General features: G+C 71.4%; 17 protein-coding genes. 8 read left to right on the top strand and 9 right to left on the bottom strand.

The annotated features are described in order from the left end of the window. Positions 1 to 13: 13 nt before the first annotated feature. Positions 14 to 835, bottom strand: a complete 822-nt coding sequence (modA, locus tag GBN72_RS04600) for a molybdate ABC transporter substrate-binding protein (protein ID WP_151770942.1) — start codon at positions 833 to 835, stop codon at positions 14 to 16. A 305-nt stretch (positions 836 to 1140) separates the two neighbouring features. Here modA and GBN72_RS04595 point away from each other — a divergent pair, with 305 nt between their 5' ends. Then, positions 1141 to 1623 carry a molybdopterin-dependent oxidoreductase gene (locus GBN72_RS04595; RefSeq protein ID WP_151770299.1) on the top strand — a complete coding sequence of 161 codons (483 nt, stop codon included), beginning with the start codon at positions 1141 to 1143 and terminating at the stop codon, positions 1621 to 1623. A gap of 54 nt (positions 1624 to 1677) precedes the next feature. On the opposite strand, the gene GBN72_RS04590 is transcribed toward GBN72_RS04595, so the two are convergent. Then, positions 1678 to 2073: a TOBE domain-containing protein gene (locus GBN72_RS04590; protein ID WP_151770298.1), complete on the bottom strand. Its 396-nt coding sequence runs from the start codon at positions 2071 to 2073 to the stop codon at positions 1678 to 1680. 260 nt (positions 2074 to 2333) lie between these two features. On the opposite strand from GBN72_RS04590, the gene GBN72_RS34565 reads away from it, so the two are divergent. Continuing rightward, the gene (locus GBN72_RS34565; protein WP_174887062.1) at positions 2334 to 2786 is read left to right on the top strand and encodes a hypothetical protein; all 453 of its coding nucleotides are present in this window, start codon (positions 2334 to 2336) and stop codon (positions 2784 to 2786) included. Between the two features lie 98 nt (positions 2787 to 2884). Beyond that, on the top strand, positions 2885 to 4060 hold the full coding sequence (locus GBN72_RS04580; RefSeq protein WP_164540381.1) for a PP2C family protein-serine/threonine phosphatase: 1176 nt from the start codon (positions 2885 to 2887) through the stop codon (positions 4058 to 4060). 452 nt (positions 4061 to 4512) lie between these two features. Here the strand turns inward: GBN72_RS04580 and GBN72_RS04575 are convergent, their stop codons facing one another. Further along, positions 4513 to 5355 (bottom strand): hypothetical protein, encoded by an 843-nt coding sequence (locus tag GBN72_RS04575; protein WP_246212248.1) that lies wholly within the window; start codon positions 5353 to 5355, stop codon positions 4513 to 4515. Positions 5356 to 5805: 450 nt separating this feature from the next. On the opposite strand from GBN72_RS04575, the gene GBN72_RS04570 reads away from it, so the two are divergent. Together GBN72_RS04570 and GBN72_RS04565 are read left to right on the top strand one after the other, a co-directional pair. After that, positions 5806 to 6570 carry an RNA ligase family protein gene (locus GBN72_RS04570; protein ID WP_246212247.1) on the top strand — a complete coding sequence of 255 codons (765 nt, stop codon included), beginning with the start codon at positions 5806 to 5808 and terminating at the stop codon, positions 6568 to 6570. Between the two features lie 110 nt (positions 6571 to 6680). Next, positions 6681 to 7106: a DUF2750 domain-containing protein gene (locus tag GBN72_RS04565; RefSeq protein ID WP_369695872.1), complete on the top strand. Its 426-nt coding sequence runs from the start codon at positions 6681 to 6683 to the stop codon at positions 7104 to 7106. A gap of 228 nt (positions 7107 to 7334) precedes the next feature. Here the strand turns inward: GBN72_RS04565 and pntB are convergent, their stop codons facing one another. Continuing rightward, on the bottom strand, positions 7335 to 8816 hold the full coding sequence (pntB, locus tag GBN72_RS04560; protein ID WP_164540379.1) for a Re/Si-specific NAD(P)(+) transhydrogenase subunit beta: 1482 nt from the start codon (positions 8814 to 8816) through the stop codon (positions 7335 to 7337). Positions 8817 to 8822: 6 nt separating this feature from the next. Further along, positions 8823 to 10379 (bottom strand): Re/Si-specific NAD(P)(+) transhydrogenase subunit alpha, encoded by a 1557-nt coding sequence (locus tag GBN72_RS04555; protein ID WP_151770295.1) that lies wholly within the window; start codon positions 10377 to 10379, stop codon positions 8823 to 8825. Positions 10380 to 11250: 871 nt separating this feature from the next. Between GBN72_RS04555 and GBN72_RS35820 the strand changes: the two genes are divergently transcribed. The 3 genes from GBN72_RS35820 to GBN72_RS04540 all read left to right on the top strand — a co-directional run bounded on the left by GBN72_RS35820 (position 11251) and on the right by GBN72_RS04540 (position 13612). After that, a complete protein-coding gene (locus tag GBN72_RS35820) occupies positions 11251 to 11385 on the top strand; it encodes a hypothetical protein (protein WP_281371398.1) in 135 nt (44 codons plus the stop codon). 34 nt (positions 11386 to 11419) lie between these two features. Further along, a complete protein-coding gene (locus GBN72_RS04545; protein WP_151770293.1) occupies positions 11420 to 12727 on the top strand; it encodes an ATP-grasp domain-containing protein in 1308 nt (435 codons plus the stop codon). 378 nt (positions 12728 to 13105) lie between these two features. Continuing rightward, positions 13106 to 13612: a GNAT family N-acetyltransferase gene (locus GBN72_RS04540; protein ID WP_151770292.1), complete on the top strand. Its 507-nt coding sequence runs from the start codon at positions 13106 to 13108 to the stop codon at positions 13610 to 13612. A gap of 232 nt (positions 13613 to 13844) precedes the next feature. Here GBN72_RS04540 and GBN72_RS04535 read toward each other — a convergent pair whose 3' ends face one another. The 4 genes from GBN72_RS04535 to GBN72_RS04520 form a co-directional block, all read right to left on the bottom strand. After that, the gene (locus GBN72_RS04535) at positions 13845 to 14618 is read right to left on the bottom strand and encodes a calcium-binding protein (RefSeq protein ID WP_151770291.1); all 774 of its coding nucleotides are present in this window, start codon (positions 14616 to 14618) and stop codon (positions 13845 to 13847) included. Positions 14619 to 15338: 720 nt separating this feature from the next. Further along, positions 15339 to 16013, bottom strand: coding sequence for a lytic polysaccharide monooxygenase auxiliary activity family 9 protein (locus GBN72_RS04530; RefSeq protein WP_501207492.1), 675 nt, complete (start codon positions 16011 to 16013; stop codon positions 15339 to 15341). Positions 16014 to 16921: 908 nt separating this feature from the next. Then, complete coding sequence (locus GBN72_RS04525; RefSeq protein WP_151770289.1) at positions 16922 to 18037, bottom strand: hypothetical protein; 1116 nt, start codon at positions 18035 to 18037, stop codon at positions 16922 to 16924. Between the two features lie 334 nt (positions 18038 to 18371). Next, positions 18372 to 19061, bottom strand: coding sequence for a FadR/GntR family transcriptional regulator (locus GBN72_RS04520; protein WP_151770288.1), 690 nt, complete (start codon positions 19059 to 19061; stop codon positions 18372 to 18374). Positions 19062 to 19204: the final 143 nt, after the last annotated feature.

Raw genomic sequence — 19204 nt, 5'->3', positions numbered from 1 at the left:
GTTTCCGACGGGGTCAGGGGTTGAGGAAGCCCGCCCCGGTGAGCACCTTCTGCCCTTCGTCGGACTGCACCAGCGCGATGAACGCCTTCGCTGCGGCGGCGTTGGGGGCGTCCTTGAGCAGGGCTATCGGGTAGTCGTTGACGGCCTCGGCCGACTCCGGGAACTCCACCCCTGCCACCTTGTCGCCCGCGGCCTTCACGTCGGTCTTGTAGACGACGGCGGCGTCCGCCTCGTTGAGCACCACCTTGTTGAGGGCGGCCTTGACGTCCTGCTCGTAGGAGACCGGGGTGAGCTCGACGTCACCGGCTTCCAGGGCCTTCTGCGCGGCGGCGCCGCAGGGCACCGTCCTGTCGCACAGCACGACCTTCAGATCGGGGCCGGTCAGGTCCTCGAGGGAGTCGATCCTCTCCGGGTTGCCCGGCAGGGTGGCGATCTCCAACTGGTTGCGGACGAAGGTCGCGGGTGCGCCGGAGATGCTCCCGGCTTCGGTCACGATCCGCATGGTCCGGGGACTGGCGGCGGCGAAGACGTCGGCCGGGGCACCGCCCGTGATGCTCGCGGCCAGGGCGTCGCTGCCACCGAAACTGAAGGTCACCTTCGTACCGGGGTGGACCTTCTCGAATTCCTCGCCCAGCGTGGTGAAGCTTTCCTTGAGCGAGGCCGCCGCGAAGACGGTCACCTCGCCGGAGAGCTTGGCCGGGGCGGCGGACCCGGAGGTCTCCGGGGTGGCCGACGGGGAGTCGTCGGAGGACGCGCAGCCGCTCAGGGCCAACAGTGCGGCACAGCCCGCACCGGCCGCCCGCAGCGTCCAACGGGTCCGGTCGGCATGACGCATCTTCACGGGTCGACTCCTTGTGGTCCTGGTCCTGGTCATGGTCCTGGTCCCGGTCCTCCACGGACCGGCTCTCGACGAGCGCATGGGCAGGCTCGGTCACAGCGACCGCGCAACTCCACGGAACAGGCGAGGGCCGGACCGGGAATCGACCGCCACCCCGCGTGCACACGCCGATCATACTGACCGCACTTGCCAGGAGGAACACCCATTTCAGATCGTGCATGCGATAGATATAGCCGCTCGACCCGGCATCTGCGTTTGATACACAGGCGTGCACGGGTACGTTCCTCCGGGAGGTGGTAGACGTGAGCCAGTCTCCAGAACCCGCCGTCGGGACCACCGGCCCGGTGGCAGGGTTCGCGCTCGACGGCGACCTGTCACACCCTGCCCGGCTGACGGTGCCCGATCTGCTGGCCTGGCCGCAGCAACGGGCCGAGGTCGCCTTCGAGTGCGCGACCAGCGGAGTCCGGCGTCACACATACACCGGGCCGCTCCTGCGCGATGTGCTCACCGACGCGGGGCCAGCCTTCGACGGCGCACGGCGCAAGGACCGCCTGCGTTTCCTGATCACCGTTCGCGGCACCGACGGCCATCACGCCCTGCTCTCCTGGGCCGAGATCGACCCGCACTTCGGCAGGGCGCCCGTCCTGCTGGCCGTCACGTTCGACGGCGCCAGGCTCGACCGGGCCGGCCCGCAGCTCGTACTGCCCCAGGACCGTTGTGGGGCGCGGTACGTCAGCGGCATCGAGCGGATCCGGGTGGACGGCGGGTACGCCCCGCGCCTCTGAGGCATGGGGCTGTCGGCCCACTCCCCCCGTGGCTCCCGGCGGGAGGCGGGACGGTCAGACCCGGTCGATGTGGACGTTCGTCGACTTCACCCGTGCGGTGGCCTCCATGCCGACCTCGAGGCCCAGTTCCTCCACCGCCTCCCGCGTCAGCAGCGACACCAGCCGGTGCGGCCCGGCCTGGATCTCCACCTGTGCCGCGACGTCACCGAGCTTCACCGCGGTGACGATGCCGGGGAAGGCGTTGCGGGCAGAGGTGTAGGAGCCGCCCTCCTCGCCCTCCGTCTCCCTGGCGAGCTCCACGCAGAAGGCGGCCAGGTCCTTCCCGTCGACGAGCCGCTTGCCGCTCGCATCGCGACGGGTCGCCACCCGGCCCGCGTCCGCCCACCGCCGCGCGGTGTCCGGACTCACTCCGAGCAGCCGCGCCGCCTGGCCGATTGTGTAGGACTGCATGGACGCCAAGATAGGACAACGCGATCACCCTCCCGTGCCGCAGGTGCCGGCGGCACCGCCGCTCTCCGCGGAGACGGCCCGCAGGGCATGTGCGCGGACACCCGGCGCGCGGCTTCGGTGGACCCCCCGCGGGGGAAGGTGACTCCCGCGGGGGAAGGTGAGAAGGTGACCGGTGGCCCGGGCAGACGGCTCCGGCCGACGCGCCCGCGCGAGTCGACCCGGGTGCCGCTGCGGCGGACACAGGTCCGAGGAAGGCACCCATGACGAGGTTCCCCAGTTCCGGCCCGGTCGCCCCCGACTCCGACGAGGGCCGACTGGTCACGGTCGGCCGCGCCCTCTTCGCCCGGCTCACGGACGACCCGGTGCTGCGCGCCGTCGAACTCCCCGACGGCCTCGGCGTCTGTCTCGTGCACACCGTCCGCGGCGGTGGCAAGCTCTACGTCGCGCACGACGAGACGGCCCTCTTCGTGAGTTCGGCGGTCGATTTCCAGGTCGGCCTCGCAGCGTTCCGGGACGGCGCGCGCACGCCACCCGAGAAGTTCGGCGCCGATCGGCAGGCGGCGGATGATCACTCCCCGGCGACCGTCGCGGTGACGACCGCCGCCTCCGGTGGACTCGTGGGCCGGGTCAGCACACCCGCAACTCGCCGCCCCCTGGGAGTTCACCCGCCTCGCCCGGCCGCAGGCCCCGGCCCCGGCCCCGGGCAGCCTTGACCGTTGCGTCGGAGCCCGGACCCGCGAAGGAGGGCCCGTCCGGACGTCCCTCGCGCGGCTTCGGCTCTCGGGGCGGCGCGGTCGCCAGACTACGGACCATGAGTCGATCGTCAGCCACTGGCTCCTCCATCACCAAGATCGGTGGGAGTGACGGCGCACAAGGGCCTCTCCTCCTGCGCCTGGCGCGGTGGGGGTGGCTGGTCCCTGGCCTCTTCCTGATCGCGGTGGTGGTTCTCGGCGTCTGGGCCTGGCCCTCCCCCGACGCCGACAACTGGCTGCTGATGGCCCCCCTTCTGGCGGCAGCCCTGTGCTCGGTGCGGGTGACGGCGCTGTTCGGCTGCGCGGTCCTGCTGGTGAACCGGCTGGTCCCCGTCGCCCTGTCGGATCCGGGCCCGCGGCTCAACGGCTTCCTCCTCGATCTGTGCGTGGGGATCCTCGCCGTGCTGGTCGCGGTGCTGCGTTCCCGCACCCGGACGTACATGACGCACTTGCAGAACGCGCTGCTCACCGCCCGCCAGGTCGTCGTACGGCCCATCCCGCCCGGCTGGGGCGGCGTGGAATCCGCCACCGCCTATCTCCCGGCGGACACCGAGTCCCGGATGGGCGGAGACTTCTACGACATCCTGACCACCCCTCATGGCACGAGACTCGTACTCGGTGACGTGCAGGGAAAGGGACTGGCCGCTCTGTCGACAGCCGGAGCGGTGGTCGGCGCCTTCCGCGAAGCCGGGTATAACGAAGCCGACCCCGCGGTGATCGCCGCTCGGATGGACAACAGCCTGCGCCGCCACAACACGCTCATGGCCGCGAACGACCGCGGCCACGAGCCACGGTTCGTCACCGCCGTCGTCATCGCCTTCCTCGAGGACGGGACTCACGCGGACGTGATCAACTTCGGGCACGAGGGGCCGCTCGTGTTCGGACGCGAGGGAGTGCGTCAGCTTCCGCAGGAGCGCAACCCTCCCCTGGGCCTGATCGCACTGACCGGCGCCCGGACGCGGATCGACCGCGTCCGGCTGGAGCGGGAGGAGACCGTACTCCTGGTGACCGACGGCATCACCGAAGCCAGGGACAAGCAGGGCGACTTCTTCCCCCTCTCGGCGTGGGCGGACCAGCTGGCGCGCACTTCGGCCGACGACGCCCCGCCGCCCCCGCACGTCCTGCTGAACCGGCTGGTGAAGGCGCTCACCGCCCACACCTCGGGCCGCCTCGACGACGACGCCACCCTGGTCGCCGTACGCCGGCCGACGAGAAACCGCGGCGTGACCGACTGACGCTCTCCCGGCGCCCTGCCCGGCGTCGGGCCGTGGGCCCGGTGACGGGGACGGGGACGGGGACGGAGACGGGGACGGGCACCGGTCGGGATGCCGTGTCCCCCCTCTCCTCCCGTTCCGTGGCATCCGGCCTCGTCCGCGTGCGCTGCGCCGAGGAGGCCGGACGCTGCTGGGCCGGTGGACCGGACGGCGCGGCAGCGGCGAGAACGCCCTCGGCCTCACGCTGTGGTCCTTCCTCATCGGCGCGGCCGTGATGCTGCGGCCGGCCGTCCACGAGGGCCTTCGCCCCCAGGGCGGCGACACGGCCGAGGCGGCGCCGCTGATGCTGTACGTCGCCGCCGTCACCACGGCGCCCGCCCGCCCGCTGCACTTCGCGGGTGTCGCGGTGCTGACTCGACGAACAGGATCTCCCGGCCGGCGGCCTGGGCCGGGCGACGGCGGCGTCGCGCCGGTCAGCTCGGTGCGACCCCTGCGGACCGGGCCGAGCAGGCGCACCCGTCCAGCGCGGCTCCGGTTCCGTGAGGCCAGGGCGGAGTGCAGGGTGTTTCGCCGTCTGCCTCCTGGGGCCGCATGAGGTCGAGGTCGTCGCCCCAAGCGTCCAGCACCTCGCCGTGACCGGCTGTTCGGGCCGCCTTCTCGACCAGGGTGAACAGCTGCCGCTGCAGGGAGACGTCGCCTGTTGCCGAGATCCGGTCCACGGCACACAGCAGTACGCCGGTGTCCCAGCCCGGCAGTGGGTACCGGGCGAGTTCCCACTCCAGGTACTTGTTGTAGGGGCGGGGGCGGCGGTGCAGGGCGAAGAGCAACTCGAGCAGGGACCGCATGCTGTCGGCCGCGTCGAGGCGGGCGGCCGGAGCCAGGCCGTCCCGGTGGTTCTTGACCGAGCGGTAGAGGGAGTTGGCGTACGCGTCGAGCCATCCACCGGCCTCCCGGAACGCCTCGTCGACATCCAACCTGGCGCAGTCGGCAAGGATGCGGGCGATGCCTCCGTCGAGCCGGTCGAGTACGACCCGGGCGCGGGCGAGGGCGTAGCGTTCCCAGCCGGGCAGATCCGCTCGGCGGAACTGGGCGAGAGCGACGACGACGAGGTCGAGCCCTGCGCTGCGGTGACCCGCGAACCGGGTCAGGCCGGTCTCGGCGCCGTCGGCAAGGATCACGTACAGATCGTGGTCGGAGTGCGGGGTGATCATGCCGTCGTGGGCCTGGGAGCCTTTGAGGACGAGACCGAGGACGGCTGGGTCGGCGACGGCGAGTTCGACGAACGCGTCGTAGGCGATCGGCTGCTGAGCGGTCATGGTGTGGATCTCCGGTGTGGTGATGACGGGTATGCCTGTCGGGGCGCCCCGTCACGAGGCGCCCTGCACCGTCCGCGGCCGCACGTGGCCGCCGCCCGGAAGATCAACGCACAGGTGGACCCTATCGCCCGGCCGGGCCAAGAGGCAGGACGAGAGGGATCGGCGCCGCCCCCGCTTCTTCCCCGGCGACGCCTGCCGGCCGAACGCTGTGGTGTCCGTCACGCGTCCGAAGTGTGCCGCCCACCGCGGACAGTCGATCCAGCACCGGCCTGGCGGCCGGCCCGAGATCCCCGATGCGGTCTCCCACGCGGATAATCGATTCCCCTCAGGTCGCCGCCGGCCCGACACTGGCGGCGAACCGCAATGCTCGCGCCGGGCGGGCGCACCTGACCTCGCCCGCGCGCCGACCGGCGGACGTCCGTCCCGCAACCCGATCTGGAGCCACCCGCCGTGACCGCACCCGACCTCGCCGCCCTCAACAGCGCGACGAAGTACCCGAGCATCCCCACCTACCACCGCCTGGACCCGAAGAACGGCAACCTCCTCGAAGAGCAGACCCGCTTCACGGGTGACGTACTCCTCACCGAGAAGGTCGACGGCACCAACGGGCGGATCGTCCTGCTCCCCGACGGCGACTACTTCATCGGCTCGCGCGAGGAACTGCTCCACGCGAGGGGCGACCGCGTCCACAACCCCGCCCTCGGCATCGTCGACGAGCTGAAGCCGCTCGCCGACCGGCTCGAGCCCCGCGACGCGCGCGGCCGCGTCACCGTGTTCTTCCTCGAGGTGTACGGCCGCAAGATCGGCGGCGCGGCCAAGCAGTACACCGGCGGGAACGGCGTCGGCCACCGTCTGTTCGACGTCGCGTTCCTCCAGCCCGATGTCCTCGAACGGAGTCTCGAACAGATATCGTCCTGGCGTGACGCCGGCGGTCAGGACTTCGGCGACGAGGCCACCCTCCAGGAGGTGGCTGCCACCAACGGCATCCCCCTCGTCCCCCGCCTCACGACGCTCCCCGGCGACGAACTCCCCGCATCCGTCGACGGCATGGCCACCTTCCTCGCCGAGCGTCTGCCCGCCACCCGGGTCGCCCTCGACGACGGAGCCGGCGGCACCCCGGAAGGCATCGTGCTGCGTACCCCCGACCGGTCCGTCATCGCCAAGGCCCGCTTCCAGGACTACGCGCGCACCCTGAAGCGCCGGGCTCGTCGCTGAACCCACGAGTGTGGCCCCCGCCGCAGGGCCTGCCGGTCGGCACCGCCGACCGGCGGGGCGAGCCGCGTTGGTCATCCGTCCTGGGGCGGCAACGCTGAAGAAGCTGAGCGATGGGAACGCTAGGCTCGGCGGTCATGACGCAAAGCGGCGCACAAGCGGCAGAGTTCTTTCGGGACGCTCGCCGGAACCACAGGGTCTGGCTTGTCAGGGACGACAACGGGAGTCCGACTTCCCTCTCCGAGGACGGCACTCGGAGCCTACCCTTCTGGTCGACCTCGGCCCGTGCAGAGAGGGCGGCGAAGATCTGGGGGCATGGGCTACGGGCCGACTCCCTGTCCCTGGAAAGCTGGCGCGACCGCGTACTGCCCGAAGCCGCTCGGGACGGACTCATGATCGGCATCAATTGGAGCGGCCCGCGCCTCGTCGGCTGGAGCTTCACTCCGGCGGAAGTCCTCAACCGACTGGCGGCTGACGGGTTCGTGCGCGGAACGATGCCCGAAGCGCTCACGCTCGACCTCGGAGCAGCCGACGCGTGATCAGCCTTCCGTCCAGCGTTCCGGCTGCGAGCAGTCCGCTCCCCTCAGGCAGGGAAGAGGCATCCCCACGTCGCGGTCGCTGCTCCCCGGACGCGGCCCGAACGCGGCGGTCACGTCGTGGCAGGCCCGGTGGCTGGACGCCACCGGGCCCTGCCACGACAGACGTGCGAGTGCGTGCGCCTCTCCCCGACAAGGTCGCCGCCCACCGCCGACGGATACGGCCTCAGCTCACCGGCGGACCGTCGCCAGCCCGCCGTCGTCGCCGGCCGTCCGGCTCGGGGCCGCCCGGCGCGGGCCGTCGCCGAGCGCGCGCAGGATCTCCTCGACGCTCTGCTTGGCGTCGCCGAAGAGCATGCTGCTGTTCTCGCGGAAGAACAGCGGGTTCTGCACGCCCGCGTAGCCGGAGGCCATGGACCGCTTGAAGACGATGACCTGCTCCGCGTCCCAGACCCGCAGCACCGGCATGCCCGCGATCGGGCTGGCCGGATCGTCCAACGCCGCTGGATTGACGGTGTCGTTGGCGCCGATGACCAGCACCACGGACGTGTCGGCGAAGTCGTCGTTGATCTCGTCCATCTCCAGGACGACGTCGTACGGCACCTTCGCCTCGGCCAGCAGCACGTTCATGTGTCCCGGCAGACGACCGGCGACGGGGTGCACGCCGAAGCGCACCTGGACACCCCGGTCCCGCAGTCGGCGCGTCAGTTCGGCAACCGGGTGCTGGGCCTGGGCGACGGCCATGCCGTAGCCCGGGGTGATGATCACCGAGCGGGCCTGCGCCAGCGCCTCGGCCACCTCCTCGGCGCGCGTCTCGCGGTGCTCGCCCTGCTCCTCGCCCCCGCCGGACGGCGCCTCGATGCCGAACCCGCCCGCGATGACGGAGAGGAAGGAACGGTTCATGGCCTTGCACATGATGTAGGACAGGTAGGCGCCGGAGGAGCCGACCAGCGCGCCGGTGACGATGAGCAGGTCGTTGTCGAGCAGGAATCCCGCCGCGGCCGCCGCCCAGCCCGAGTAGCTGTTGAGCATGGAGACGACGACGGGCATGTCGCCGCCGCCGATCGAGGCGACGAGGTGCCAGCCGAGGGCCAGCGCCAGCACCGTCACGGCGATCATCAGCGCCAGGCTCGGGCTGATCACGAACCAGACGGTGAGCAGCACGAAGACGCCGAGCGCGCCCAGGTTGAGCGCGTTCTTGCCCGGCAGCACCAGCGGACGGGAGTTGATCCGCGCCGACAGCTTCAGGTACGCGACGATCGAGCCGGTGAAGGTGACCGCGCCGATGAAGATGCCGATGAACACCTCGGCATGGTGGATGCCCAGCAGGCCGGCGTCGGCCAAGGCCTGGCGCGCCCTGTCGTCGGACTCCGCCTCCAGGTAGCTGTTCCAGCCCACGAACACCGCGGCCAGGCCGACGAAGCTGTGCAACACCGCGATCAGTTCGGGCATCTGCGTCATCTCGACCCGGCGCGCCTGCCACAGGCCGATCACCGCGCCGAGCAGCATCGCGGGCACGATCAGCGCGACCGCGCGGGCGGTGCCGGACTGCGCCGCCACCACGGCCGTGGCGACCAGCGCGAGCGCCATGCCGGCGATGCCGTACACGACGCCGGCTCGCGACGTGCGGTGCTGGGACAGCCCGGCCAGGCTGAGGATGAACAGCAGGGCGGCGACCAGATCCGCCGCGTGAGAGGCCGTCAGGGAGGTCATCTCGGCTCAGCCTTTCGAGAACATGGAGAGCATGCGGCGGGTGACGGCGAAGCCACCGAAGATGTTGACGCTCGTCAGCAGGATCGCCGTGAAGGACAGGACGGTGACGATGGTGCTCTCGTTGCCGATCTGGAGCAGGGCGCCGACCACGATGATTCCGGAGATCGCGTTGGTCACCGACATGAGCGGCGTGTGCAGCGCGTGGTGCACCTTCCCGATGACGTAATAGCCGATCACCACGGCCAGCGTGAACACCGTGAAGTTCTGGGCGAGTTGGGCGGGAGCGAGGGCCACCAGCAGGAACATGGCCAGCATGCCGAGCCCGATCAGGCCGAAGCGTCCCGCGCGCGAGGGCCGGGACGGTTCCTTCCCCGCATCGGTGGGGGCGGCCGCGGGCTGCGCGGCCGGGGCGGCCGACACCGCGACGGGCGGGGGCGGCCAGGTGACGTCGCCGTCACGGACCACGGTCACGGCCCGCTGCACCACGTCGTCGAAGTCGATCGACATCTGCCCGTCCTTGCCGGGCGTGAGCAGCTTGACCAGGTTCAGCACGTTGGTGCCGAACAGCTGTGAGGCCTGGGCGGGCAACCGGGAAGCCAGGTCGGTGTAGCCGAGGAGGGTGACGCCGTTGTCGGTCACCACCGCCCGCCCCGGCACCGTGCCCTCGACGTTGCCGCCCTGGGCGGCCGCCATGTCGACGACGACACTGCCCGGGTTCATGACGGCCACGTCCTCGGCCGTCAGCAGGCGCGGCGCCGGCCGTCCCGGGATCAGCGCGGTGGTGATCACGATGTCCACGTCGCCGGCCTGCTCGTGGTAGAGCTCGGCGGCGGCGCGGTCGTAGTCGGCGGAGGTCGCCTTGGCGTAGCCGTCGGTGCTCGCCTCCTGGTCCACGTTCACCGCGAGGTACTCGCCGCCCAGTGACTTGACCTGGTCCGCGACCTCCGGCCGGGGGTCGGTGGCGCGCACGATCGCGCCGAGGCTGGACGCCGCGCCGATCGCCGCGAGACCGGCCACGCCCGCGCCCGCCACCAGAACCTTCGCCGGCGGCACCTTGCCCGCCGCGGTGACCTGGCCGGTGAAGAACCGTCCGAAGACGTGGGCGGCCTCGATGACCGCGCGGTATCCGGCGATGTTCGCCATCGAGGACAGCACGTCCATCGACTGCGCGCGGGAGATGCGCGGCACCACATCGAGGGCGAGCGCGGTCACACCGGCGGCGGACAACACCTGCAGCAGCTCGGGCTTCTGCGCCGGGGTCAGCAGACCCACGACGGTGGCGCCCGGCCGCAGCCGGGCGATCTCCGGCTCGGAGGGGGCGTTCACCTTCAGGACGACATCCGCGTCCCATGCCTCGCCGATGTCGGCGCCGGCCTCGGCGTACGCCTGATCGGCGAATCCGGAGGCCTCACCGGCCCCAGGTTCGACGACGACCTCGTATCCGAGCTTCAGCAGCGAACGCACGGTCGTGGGGGTCGCCGCGACCCGTGTCTCCCCGTGGACGGACTCGACCACAACGCCTATGCGCTGGGGATGACGGTGGGTGGGTTCTTGGGCAGACATGTCCTGTATCTCTCGTCGGAAGAGGGCATGAGGGTGATCTGCGTGCGAGGAGGGTGTACGGCACCCTCCCTTTGATCGCTGGAACCTACCGGCCGCACCGGTGCGGGCCAACGAAGGCGGACGGTGATGTGTTTCACCCTGGTGGTACAGGCCCTGGACGGTGAACCGGGCGACACCGAACCGGGAAGGCACTCCGACGGCGCACGCTGTGTGTCCGGCGGCGCGGCCTCGGCGTCACCCTGACAGGTCCTTCCTCGTCCGCGCCCTCGACAAACGGGCCTCGGCCCCCGCCGCGTGGAGGAACGGCGCCCGGTCATGGCCCTCCTCGCAGCGCGGTTCCTCGGCCAAAGCCGTCGAGAGTTCCTTCTGCCGGCCCCAACGCTCCACGTCGACGTCGACACGGGCCGCTCTCGCTGGGTGGGACGACCTGCCTGCAAGGTGAACTTCGGTCCGGGGTCGGTCGAGACGCCGTCTTCCAGACCTCGAGCAGCTCTGAGTCCGCATCCCGGCCTGGGCGACGGGGTACTCCTCCGCCGGCGTCCGGCTCTCCGGCTCTCCGGCTCTCCGGCTCTCCGGCTCTCCGGCTCTCCGGCTCTCCGGCTCTCCGGCTCTCCGGCTCTCCGGCTCTCCGGCTCTCCGGCTCTCCGGCTCTCCGGCTCAGTGTGCGGAACGCCGGACGCCACTTGTCCGTGAACCGCTCGTCGCGGAAGGCGGTGGCCTCGGTCGGCTGACGGTGTCACCGCGCGGCGGCGTTCAGGCCCCGGCCGAACCGGGCGAAGCGCGCGGCCCCTCGGTGTCCATGGCGAGTTCGTCCCTCCGGCGCGATCCGGCCCCGTACCGGGGGCGGAGGTGGATACGCTCCTGGAGCCCGGTGCGCGACGCCAGGGGGGAGCACGTATCGGACGCGTCGGGCAGCAACTTCGTCACCGCGCGGTCCGCCGACGAGGCCCGTGCGCGACCGGCCGAGGCGATCGACCGGTGGCACGCCGACACGGCGTGGACCTGACGCGCCCGCCGAACCATCTGAGAGGAACACAGGCATGTCCGCACCGACCTCCGCGTCCACGGACGCTTCCACGTCTTCGGCGTCGCCACCCGAGCACGTCCTCGTCGTGGGTACGGGTCGTGACTTCCCGGCACGACTGCGCGCCGCCCTGCCCGGCACCCGCACCACGGTGATCTGCCACCTCGACTACATAGGCAAGGTCCAGGACCCGGGCGCGAACGCCCGGGTCATCGGCGTCCGCGGCGACGCCCCGGACGACGAGTGGATCGCCCTCGCGGCAGCCGCACACGCCGTCGACCCGTTCACCCGGATCGGCACCTTCGGGGAACGCGACCAGGGGCGGTACGCGGCCATCGCGGAGGCACTCGGGCTGCAGGCCCACAGCGCGGAGACGGTCACCCTCGTCCACGACAAGGCCGCCATGCGGGCCCGGCTCGCCGAGCGCGGCGTGGACACGACGGCCGCCGCCCGCGTCGGCGACCTGGCCGCACTGCGTGACTTCGTCCGCGCCGCGGGCGGCCCCTGCGTGGTGAAGCCGGTGTCCAGCTCCGGCAGCGCGGGCGTCGCCAAGGTGTCCGGCGAGAGCGACCTGGCCAGCGCGTTCGAGCTCGCCGCCGGCAGCTACCTGGGCCTGACCAGCGCAGGCGTCCTGGTGGAGGAGTTCCTGACGGGCCCGCAGTTCAGCGTGGAGGCCTTCTCCGAGGGCGGCGAGCACGTGATGATCGCGGTGACACGCAAGTACTCCGACCCGGCGACGTTCGTGGAACTGGGACACGTCTCACCGGCCGACGTCCCGGCGGACACGAGGGCGGAGATCGAGGCGTACGTGACGACCGTCCTGGAGGCCGTGGGCATCGAGTTCGGCCCCTCGCACACCGAGGTCGTCCTCACGCCGACCGGTCCCCGGGTGATCGAGACGCACATCCGCATGGGCGGCGACATGATCCCGACGCTGGCCTTGGAGGCGACCGGCGTCGACATCGACGACTGCACGGCACGCCAGGCGCTGGGCGAGAAGGTGCTGCCCGGCATACGGGCGCGTCTCGCCGAGGCGAGCGGCCGGGGCTGCTCGGCCATCTGGTTCGCCTCGGTTGCAGCGCCCGGCACGCTGGAGGAGATCATGGGTCTGGAGGAGGCCCGCGCCTTATCCGGTGTGACGGAGGTCGAGCCGATGGCCCGCCCGGGTGCGGAGGTGGGCGCCCTGGAGAGTTCGGAGTCGCGCATCGCGTACGCGCGCGCCCTGGCCCCGACGGAGGACGAGGCGGTGCGCGCGGCGAAGGCGGCGGCAACGGCCCTGGAGTTCCGTCTGCGGGTGCGTACCCCGGACATCGAAACGGTGTAGCCGGGGCCGGAGGGCCCACCGGCGCGGCGCGGCCCACGGGTTCGAGTATGTCGGGGGCGCGCCCAACGGTGCCGCAGAACAGGCGTCCGACCTGCGCTGTCGCAGGCCGGACGCCTTTCTGCGAACTCCTCGGAGGAGCCACCGGGCCTGTTTCGCGGAGTACGTGCCCGTAAGGCTCTCGTCCGCCGGCCCGGATCGGTGTCCCCGGGGTGAGGCGGCCACAGCGATGACCGGACGCACCTTCTCGGTTCCCGACGCCCGGAGGCCGGCGGGCCTCGGCCGGGTGGTCGCGGGCTCGGCCCGGCATGAGAGCGGCCTGCCCGCGCACACGAGAAATTCAGGGGAGCGGTATGCCGCGCGCTGCTACGGTCGGGCGCCATGAGCTGGCTTCCCGATGACTTCGTCCATCCCGTCCTGGTACCGCTGCCGGACGGTGGTCATCACCTGCGGCCGATCCGCGAGGCGGACACACCGCTCGACTACCCGGCAGTGATGGGTTCGCGCGAGCGGCTGTGGAGCATCTACGGCCCGGCCTGGGGCTGGCCCGCGGCCACCATGACCTACGAGGCCGACCAGGCCGATCTGCTGCGGCACGAGAAGGAGATCGCCGCCCACCAGTCCTTCAACTACGCGCTGTTCGACGCGGCTGAGACAGCTCTGCTCGGCTGCGTCTACATCGACCCACCGGAGAGGGCCGGTGCCGATGCCGAGATCTCCTGGTGGGTGGTGGACGAGCTGGTGGGCAGCAAGCTCGAGCAGGACCTCGACGCACTGGTGCCGCGTTGGATCGCCGCCGATTGGCCTCTCGAACAGCCGCGCTTCATCGGCCGGGAGATCTCCTGGTCGGACTGGCTCGCCCTGCCGGAGCTTCCCGACGTGCAGTGACGGTCGCCCATACCGATCGATCCGCCTGGCGCGCAGGCGGGGGAACCCCCAAGGCCCACTCGTTGCCGTGAGGCCCGGCTCGACCTGCAGCAACGGTTTCCGAGCCGCGCAGGGGGCTCGACGGGGCCTGTCCGCGCATCGCGCATCGACAGGCCTCGTCCTCCGCGCGGCACCGGCATGGACTCACCAGGCCGGTGCCGCGGAGCCAGAGCCTTTCGGTCCGGAGGCGCGCCTACGGGAGGACGATGTTGCGGCCCGGTCCGCCCTTGAGGACGTCCTTCCCTGAGCCACCGAGGATCAGGTCGTTGTCGCCCTCGCCCTCCAGCGTGTCACTGCCTGGTCCGCCGAGGATGATGTCCCGGCCGTCCCCGCCCATGGCGTGGTCGTCGCCCTGGCCGGCGTACACGATGTCGTCCCCGCCGTACCCATGGATCATGTCGTCGCCCGGGCCGCCCCACATCTGCTGGTTGGCGTGGTCACCCATCAGCTCGTCCATGCCGTCGCCGCCGTACAGGGCCGCGGCTCCCATGACCATGTCGTTGCCCGCATCACCCAGCACCTTCCGGGCGGTGTGGGCGTGCAGTTCGTCATCGCCGGGGCCGCCGCTGACGGTGCCCATCCCGGGGTCGAAGGCGGAGATCGTGTCGTCGCCGTCGCCGAGGGAGACGTCGATCCTGTCGGGCCGGGGGCCGTCGACGGGCAGTTCACAGGTGACGGACGTGGTCTCGCCTTCTCTGGAGTACGCACAGTGGTCGCCCGGTTCGAGCGGGACCACGTCGGTGAAGCCGATCCGCCGGACACCGTCAGCGGTGTACATGGAGAAGATCTGGAGGTCGTTGGCCTGCCCGTCAGCGGCGGTGAAGACGATCGACTGAGTGTCCCAGTCGGCGCCGACGCGCGCCTTCGCCTCCGCGGGCGCGGGGGCGGCGACCGCCGGACCGGCGGCCAACCCGGCGGCGAGCAGGGCCACAGCGACAGCGCGGACGGTAACTCGGTTTCGGTTCATGGGGGGCCTCGTTTCGACGGGGTGACGGTGGATCGAGTTGCCGGACATTCCTCATGACCGTCCGCCCGCTCCCCCGGAAGCACCCACACCTGCTGCTGCGAATGCCCACGTGCACGGTCGCCACCGTCGGATTCGCCTCACCACCGGCCTGAAGGCCGATGCACTGCGAGGGCATTCCGACAGCCGCCCCGCATGCCGGTCAGCGGCGTGGTGATCGCCTCGGGCGGCGTGGGCGGTGGGGTCGGTGCGGGCGGTGCGGGCGGTGCGGGCGGTGCGGGCGGTGCGGGACAACAGCAGTGACCCGGCGTCGGCGGCCAGGTCGGGCCACCTGCGCGGGTCAGGACGCTCCTGCGGTCGAACCCGGGTGGGTGAGGAGTGTTCCGGGAGGAGGGTTCATCCTGGGCATGAGGTATCGCGGAGTTGACGGGCGGCCGGGGAAGGCCTGGCAGGGCAAGCGAGCAAGGCCACGGGACACGCCCCGGTGGGCTGACGGTCCCGAGGAGTCTCCATGGCGGTTGCGTGCCGAAGTCGCACGACGAGACGGTGGGGGCCGGCCGGCGTGCGACTGCCGTGCGATGGGGCGCGTTCACACCGGGAGCGGCGGGAGCCCCGCCGGGGCAGGTGACCGCATGGGTCCCCTGCCCCGACGGAGCTCGGTCGGCCGGGCGGCGGGTTACCGGCGCCCGGCGGAGACCGGTGCCGTGTGCGGCGCGCTCCGGCTCAGCCGAAGTTCACGTCGCTGCACCACATGTAGGCCTGGTCGAGGTGCGAGGCCTGCCAGATCACGAACACGACGTGGTGTCCGCTGTAGCCCGAGGTGTTGACGTTGAACGTGATGTTCTGTGCCGGGGCGTAGCGGCCGGTCTGCGTGATGTAGTCGAGGTTGCCCCAGCCCAGGGTCTGGGTCTTGGGGTTGAACCCCTGCTTGCTCACGTAGACCTTGAAGTAGTCCGCACCGTGCGACGCCTGGTCGTACAGCTGGACCGAGAAGTTGTTGCCGACGGTGGTCGTCTTCCAGTTGCCGGGCTTGTTCAGGCTGGCGTTCCTGGAGAGGTTGTTGCTGCAGAGCGTTCCGTCGGGGGTCTTCGCCTGGAACTGGCCCCCGAGGCCGTCGCGAAGCGCGCTCATCCAGTTCCACATGGTGTCGGGGTTGGCCTGGAAGGCCTGGTAACACATGGGGTCTTCGGTCTGCATGGCCGGGTTCGTGTGGCTGCTACCCCACTTCTGCCAGCACTGGTACGCGCGGGTGGCGGGACCGACGATGGTGCCGTGGGCCTGGGCGGGGGCTGACCAGGCCAGTGCGCCGGCGACCACGGCGAACAGCATGACGAAGGCCTGGAGAGGCCGGTGGAAAGCCGACCGGGAACGCCCGGCTAATCGACTCAGGTTACGCATGTGGGGGGAACTCCTTCCAGATGAAACAACTATGGGAGCGCTCCCAGAGTTACGGCGTTTCAAGGAAATGTCAATGAAGCAAACCAAGTTGGTTGCAGGTGCGGGCGGCGAGCAGCGAATCCCCGGTGGGCCAGGGGGCCAGAATCTTTCCCTGTACCGGAAGACGCGGCTGTGGCCTGGCGCAGCAATGCAAAGCCCTTTCACCCGGGGCTGATCTCGGGGAATGGGACTGCTGGGCATCCGGCACGACCGGGTCTCGTGCACGTAACGCGTGATCCACCTGCTGAGCACCCGCGACTTCGCGTGGCTGATTCTGATGTGCCGACGGATCATGGCCCCAAGGCCACCCAGCCGGAACGGGCCCCTCTCTCCGCGCTCGCCCGGCGCAGGGGCGCTTGCCGGAGACCTCGCCGACGCACGCGGCTCAGCGACAGGTCTCCTGGCTGGGCAACGGCCGAGGTCCGCGGTGAGGAGCCTCACCAGAAACTCCACCATGCCGCAGTCGTAGCGCTGCCAGCCGTCGTTGTTCCTGTTGCATACAAGCACCGGCCGCCTGTCGGGGTCCTCGGACGAGGTGTCCCGGCACAGGATGTCCGCGGCGGAGTCGATGCCCCAGGCGATCAGCCCGGGCTTCGTGCCCTGGAGGTCGTCGCCCTTCGCGCGCTCCCACGCGCGTTCGGCATCGCCGCGCCTCGACGGACATGCCGTCACGTCCAGGGTGGGAACGTCCCCGATGCTCCGGTTCAATGACCTCGAGGAAGTCATCGATCGATCCGGCACCGTACCAACCGGTGAAGCGCTTGTATGCAAGTGGGAACCCCCGTCCCCACGACGCGTGTCCCAGGCCGGCATGTCGCCACCGGGCCGGGCTCGCCGGTCGCCGTCGCCGGCCCCGGCCCCGGCTCCCGTCAGTCCGGTTGCCCCTCGAGGAGCCGGAGGTCCCGAACCTCCTCGGGCCAGCGGTACACCACCTCGCCCGGCGTTCCGTCGAGCGCGAGGGAGACGACGGCGCCGCGGAGGGAGACCAGGATCTGATCGTCCGTGATGCTCACCGAGCGCACGTCGGGCCGCCCGTGCACCTCGACGAGCCGGCCGAGCAACGGCCTCAGCCGCTTGCGCCGCCAGCCGCGGCCGGGCCGATGGAGGTACAGGTGCCGGTCGGTCACGGCGCGGACCACGCGGTCCGCGCCGACCCGCAGATCCAGCACCTTGCGGCCGAGCCCCAGCTGCGCCGTGGATGCCTCTCCCCCGCGCAGGTCGATCACGTACAGCCGGTGGATGTCGTCCCAGACGTAGAGGTCGACGGTCTCGGTGGAACCGCTGTATGCGAGCAGACCGTCCCGCAGGTGGAGGTCACCGACGCGGGGCACGGCCCACTCCGGGCGGTAGCGGTAGAGGCGCAGCGGGTCGCGCCAGTGCCGCCGTTCGCGGAACTCGCCCACGGGCACCTCTGTGAGCTGCCGGTCGGCCGTCCGCAGCGCGAACAGGGCCGGTCTCGTCCCGGTGCGCGCCTGCTTCCGCTCACGTACCACACCGGCCAGGAGCAGAGCCCCGGCCTCCCGTCCGACCGTGCCCCACAGGCGAACCGTCCCGGGCGTGGGCAGGTGCTGCCAGGAGGAGGCGCCGGGAGGCAGCAGGTACAGCTCGTCCCAGTCCACCGGCGTTGCCGCCCCCTCCGGTTCGGTCAGGAACTCCTGGCAGCGGGCGACCGCCACCACCGTGCCGTCGTCACTCACCCCCAGGTGGTCCGCGTCCCACTGCTTCCTGGCTTCCGGCAGGCCGGGCAGCGGACGCGACGGTTCCCCGTCCGCGCCGGCCAGAGGCCGCCAGACCGAGGCGTCCTCGTGAGCCTCCACCGCGAGCCCCCACCGAAAACGCCACGTCCGTCGGTCCCCGGGGCCCTTGGACGGCGGGCACAGCTCACCGTCGCGCAGCTCCCGGCGGAGGCTCCGTTCCTCGGCGTCCTCCACGACGACGCGTATCGGCGGCCCGTCGTCCGCCGCGCCCGCCTGTCCACCCGCCATGCGCATGGTCCTCCCGGCCCTGTTCGCTGTCGCAGTGATCTTCGAGCGCCCCTTGCCCACAGTCAACCTCCGCCCGCGTCACGGTCGGCGGGACGTGCCGGCTCGGCCATGGACGGGCCATGGGCGTGCAACGACGGCCTGCCTACCGCACCTCCACGGCCGGTGCGGCATGCCGCCCACGGCCGACGGCGTGCCGCCCTCACGCGTCCGGACGTTCCGACTGGAGCCGGGCGCTTGGCGCTGTTCCCCGTCCTCCGTCGCCGTGACGGTCCGGCGGCCGACGGCGAACGCGCGGAGGACGTCCAGGAGTTCGTCGCGCGCCGCACCGGTGCCTTCACACGGAGCGCAACAAGGCGAGCGTCGCGTCCAGTTCCCCGCGCAGTGCGGCTCCGGCGGCCTCGGCGTCGCCCTCCACCACCGCGGTCACCAGCGCGGCGTGGCCCGCGTCGCCGTGGTGCGGATCTTCAGCGCGCAGGTCCAGCAACTGCACAAGGTCCAGTAGCCGTTGTTCGAGGACGGGCACGAAATTGCGGAAAAGACCGGTCAGTACGGGGTTGTGTGCCGCAGCGACCACCGCTTCGTGCAGCGCGATGTCGGCCTTGACGAAAGCGGCGTCACCGAGCGTTCCGGCGGTCCGGCGGGCTTCCAGCGCCTCCCGCAGAGCCGCCACGTCCTCGTCGGTGCGGCGCCGCGCCGCCAGTTGCGCGGCCTCCGCCTCCACGAGCGCGCGCACCTCGTAGACGTCGGTGATGGCCGCCTGCCGGAGCTGCGTGGACCAGTCCTCCTCGGGCGTGGACGCGATGACGAACACCCCCGAGCCCTGGCGCGCCCGGACCAGCCCCGCGCCCGCCAGGGCCCGCAGGGCCTCGCGGACGGTGGAGCGCCCCACTCCGAGGGACTTGGCCAGGGCGGTCTCGCCCGGGAGCCTGGTCCCCACCGGCCATTCGCCGCTGGTGATCTGTTCGCGCAGGTAGGCCGTGGCCTGTTCGACCAGAGGGGACGGACGCAGGGCGCCTGGTGACACGGGCTCGAACCTTCCTGTACCTCTCAGGTTGTCTGAGGACCTGAGTTGTCGCTACGGTACTCGCATGTCGCTGCGCGAGTTTCTTCTCCTCGGCTGCCGCTGCGGGGCCTGACCCAGGACCGGCACCCCGCGGCGGGGTTCAG

It is taken from the genome of Streptomyces abyssomicinicus (assembly GCF_008974245.1).
Classification (GTDB): domain Bacteria; phylum Actinomycetota; class Actinomycetes; order Streptomycetales; family Streptomycetaceae; genus Streptomyces; species Streptomyces abyssomicinicus.
Note: the sequence above shows the minus strand (reverse complement) of the source record. Positions and strands in the feature narration are given on the sequence as shown.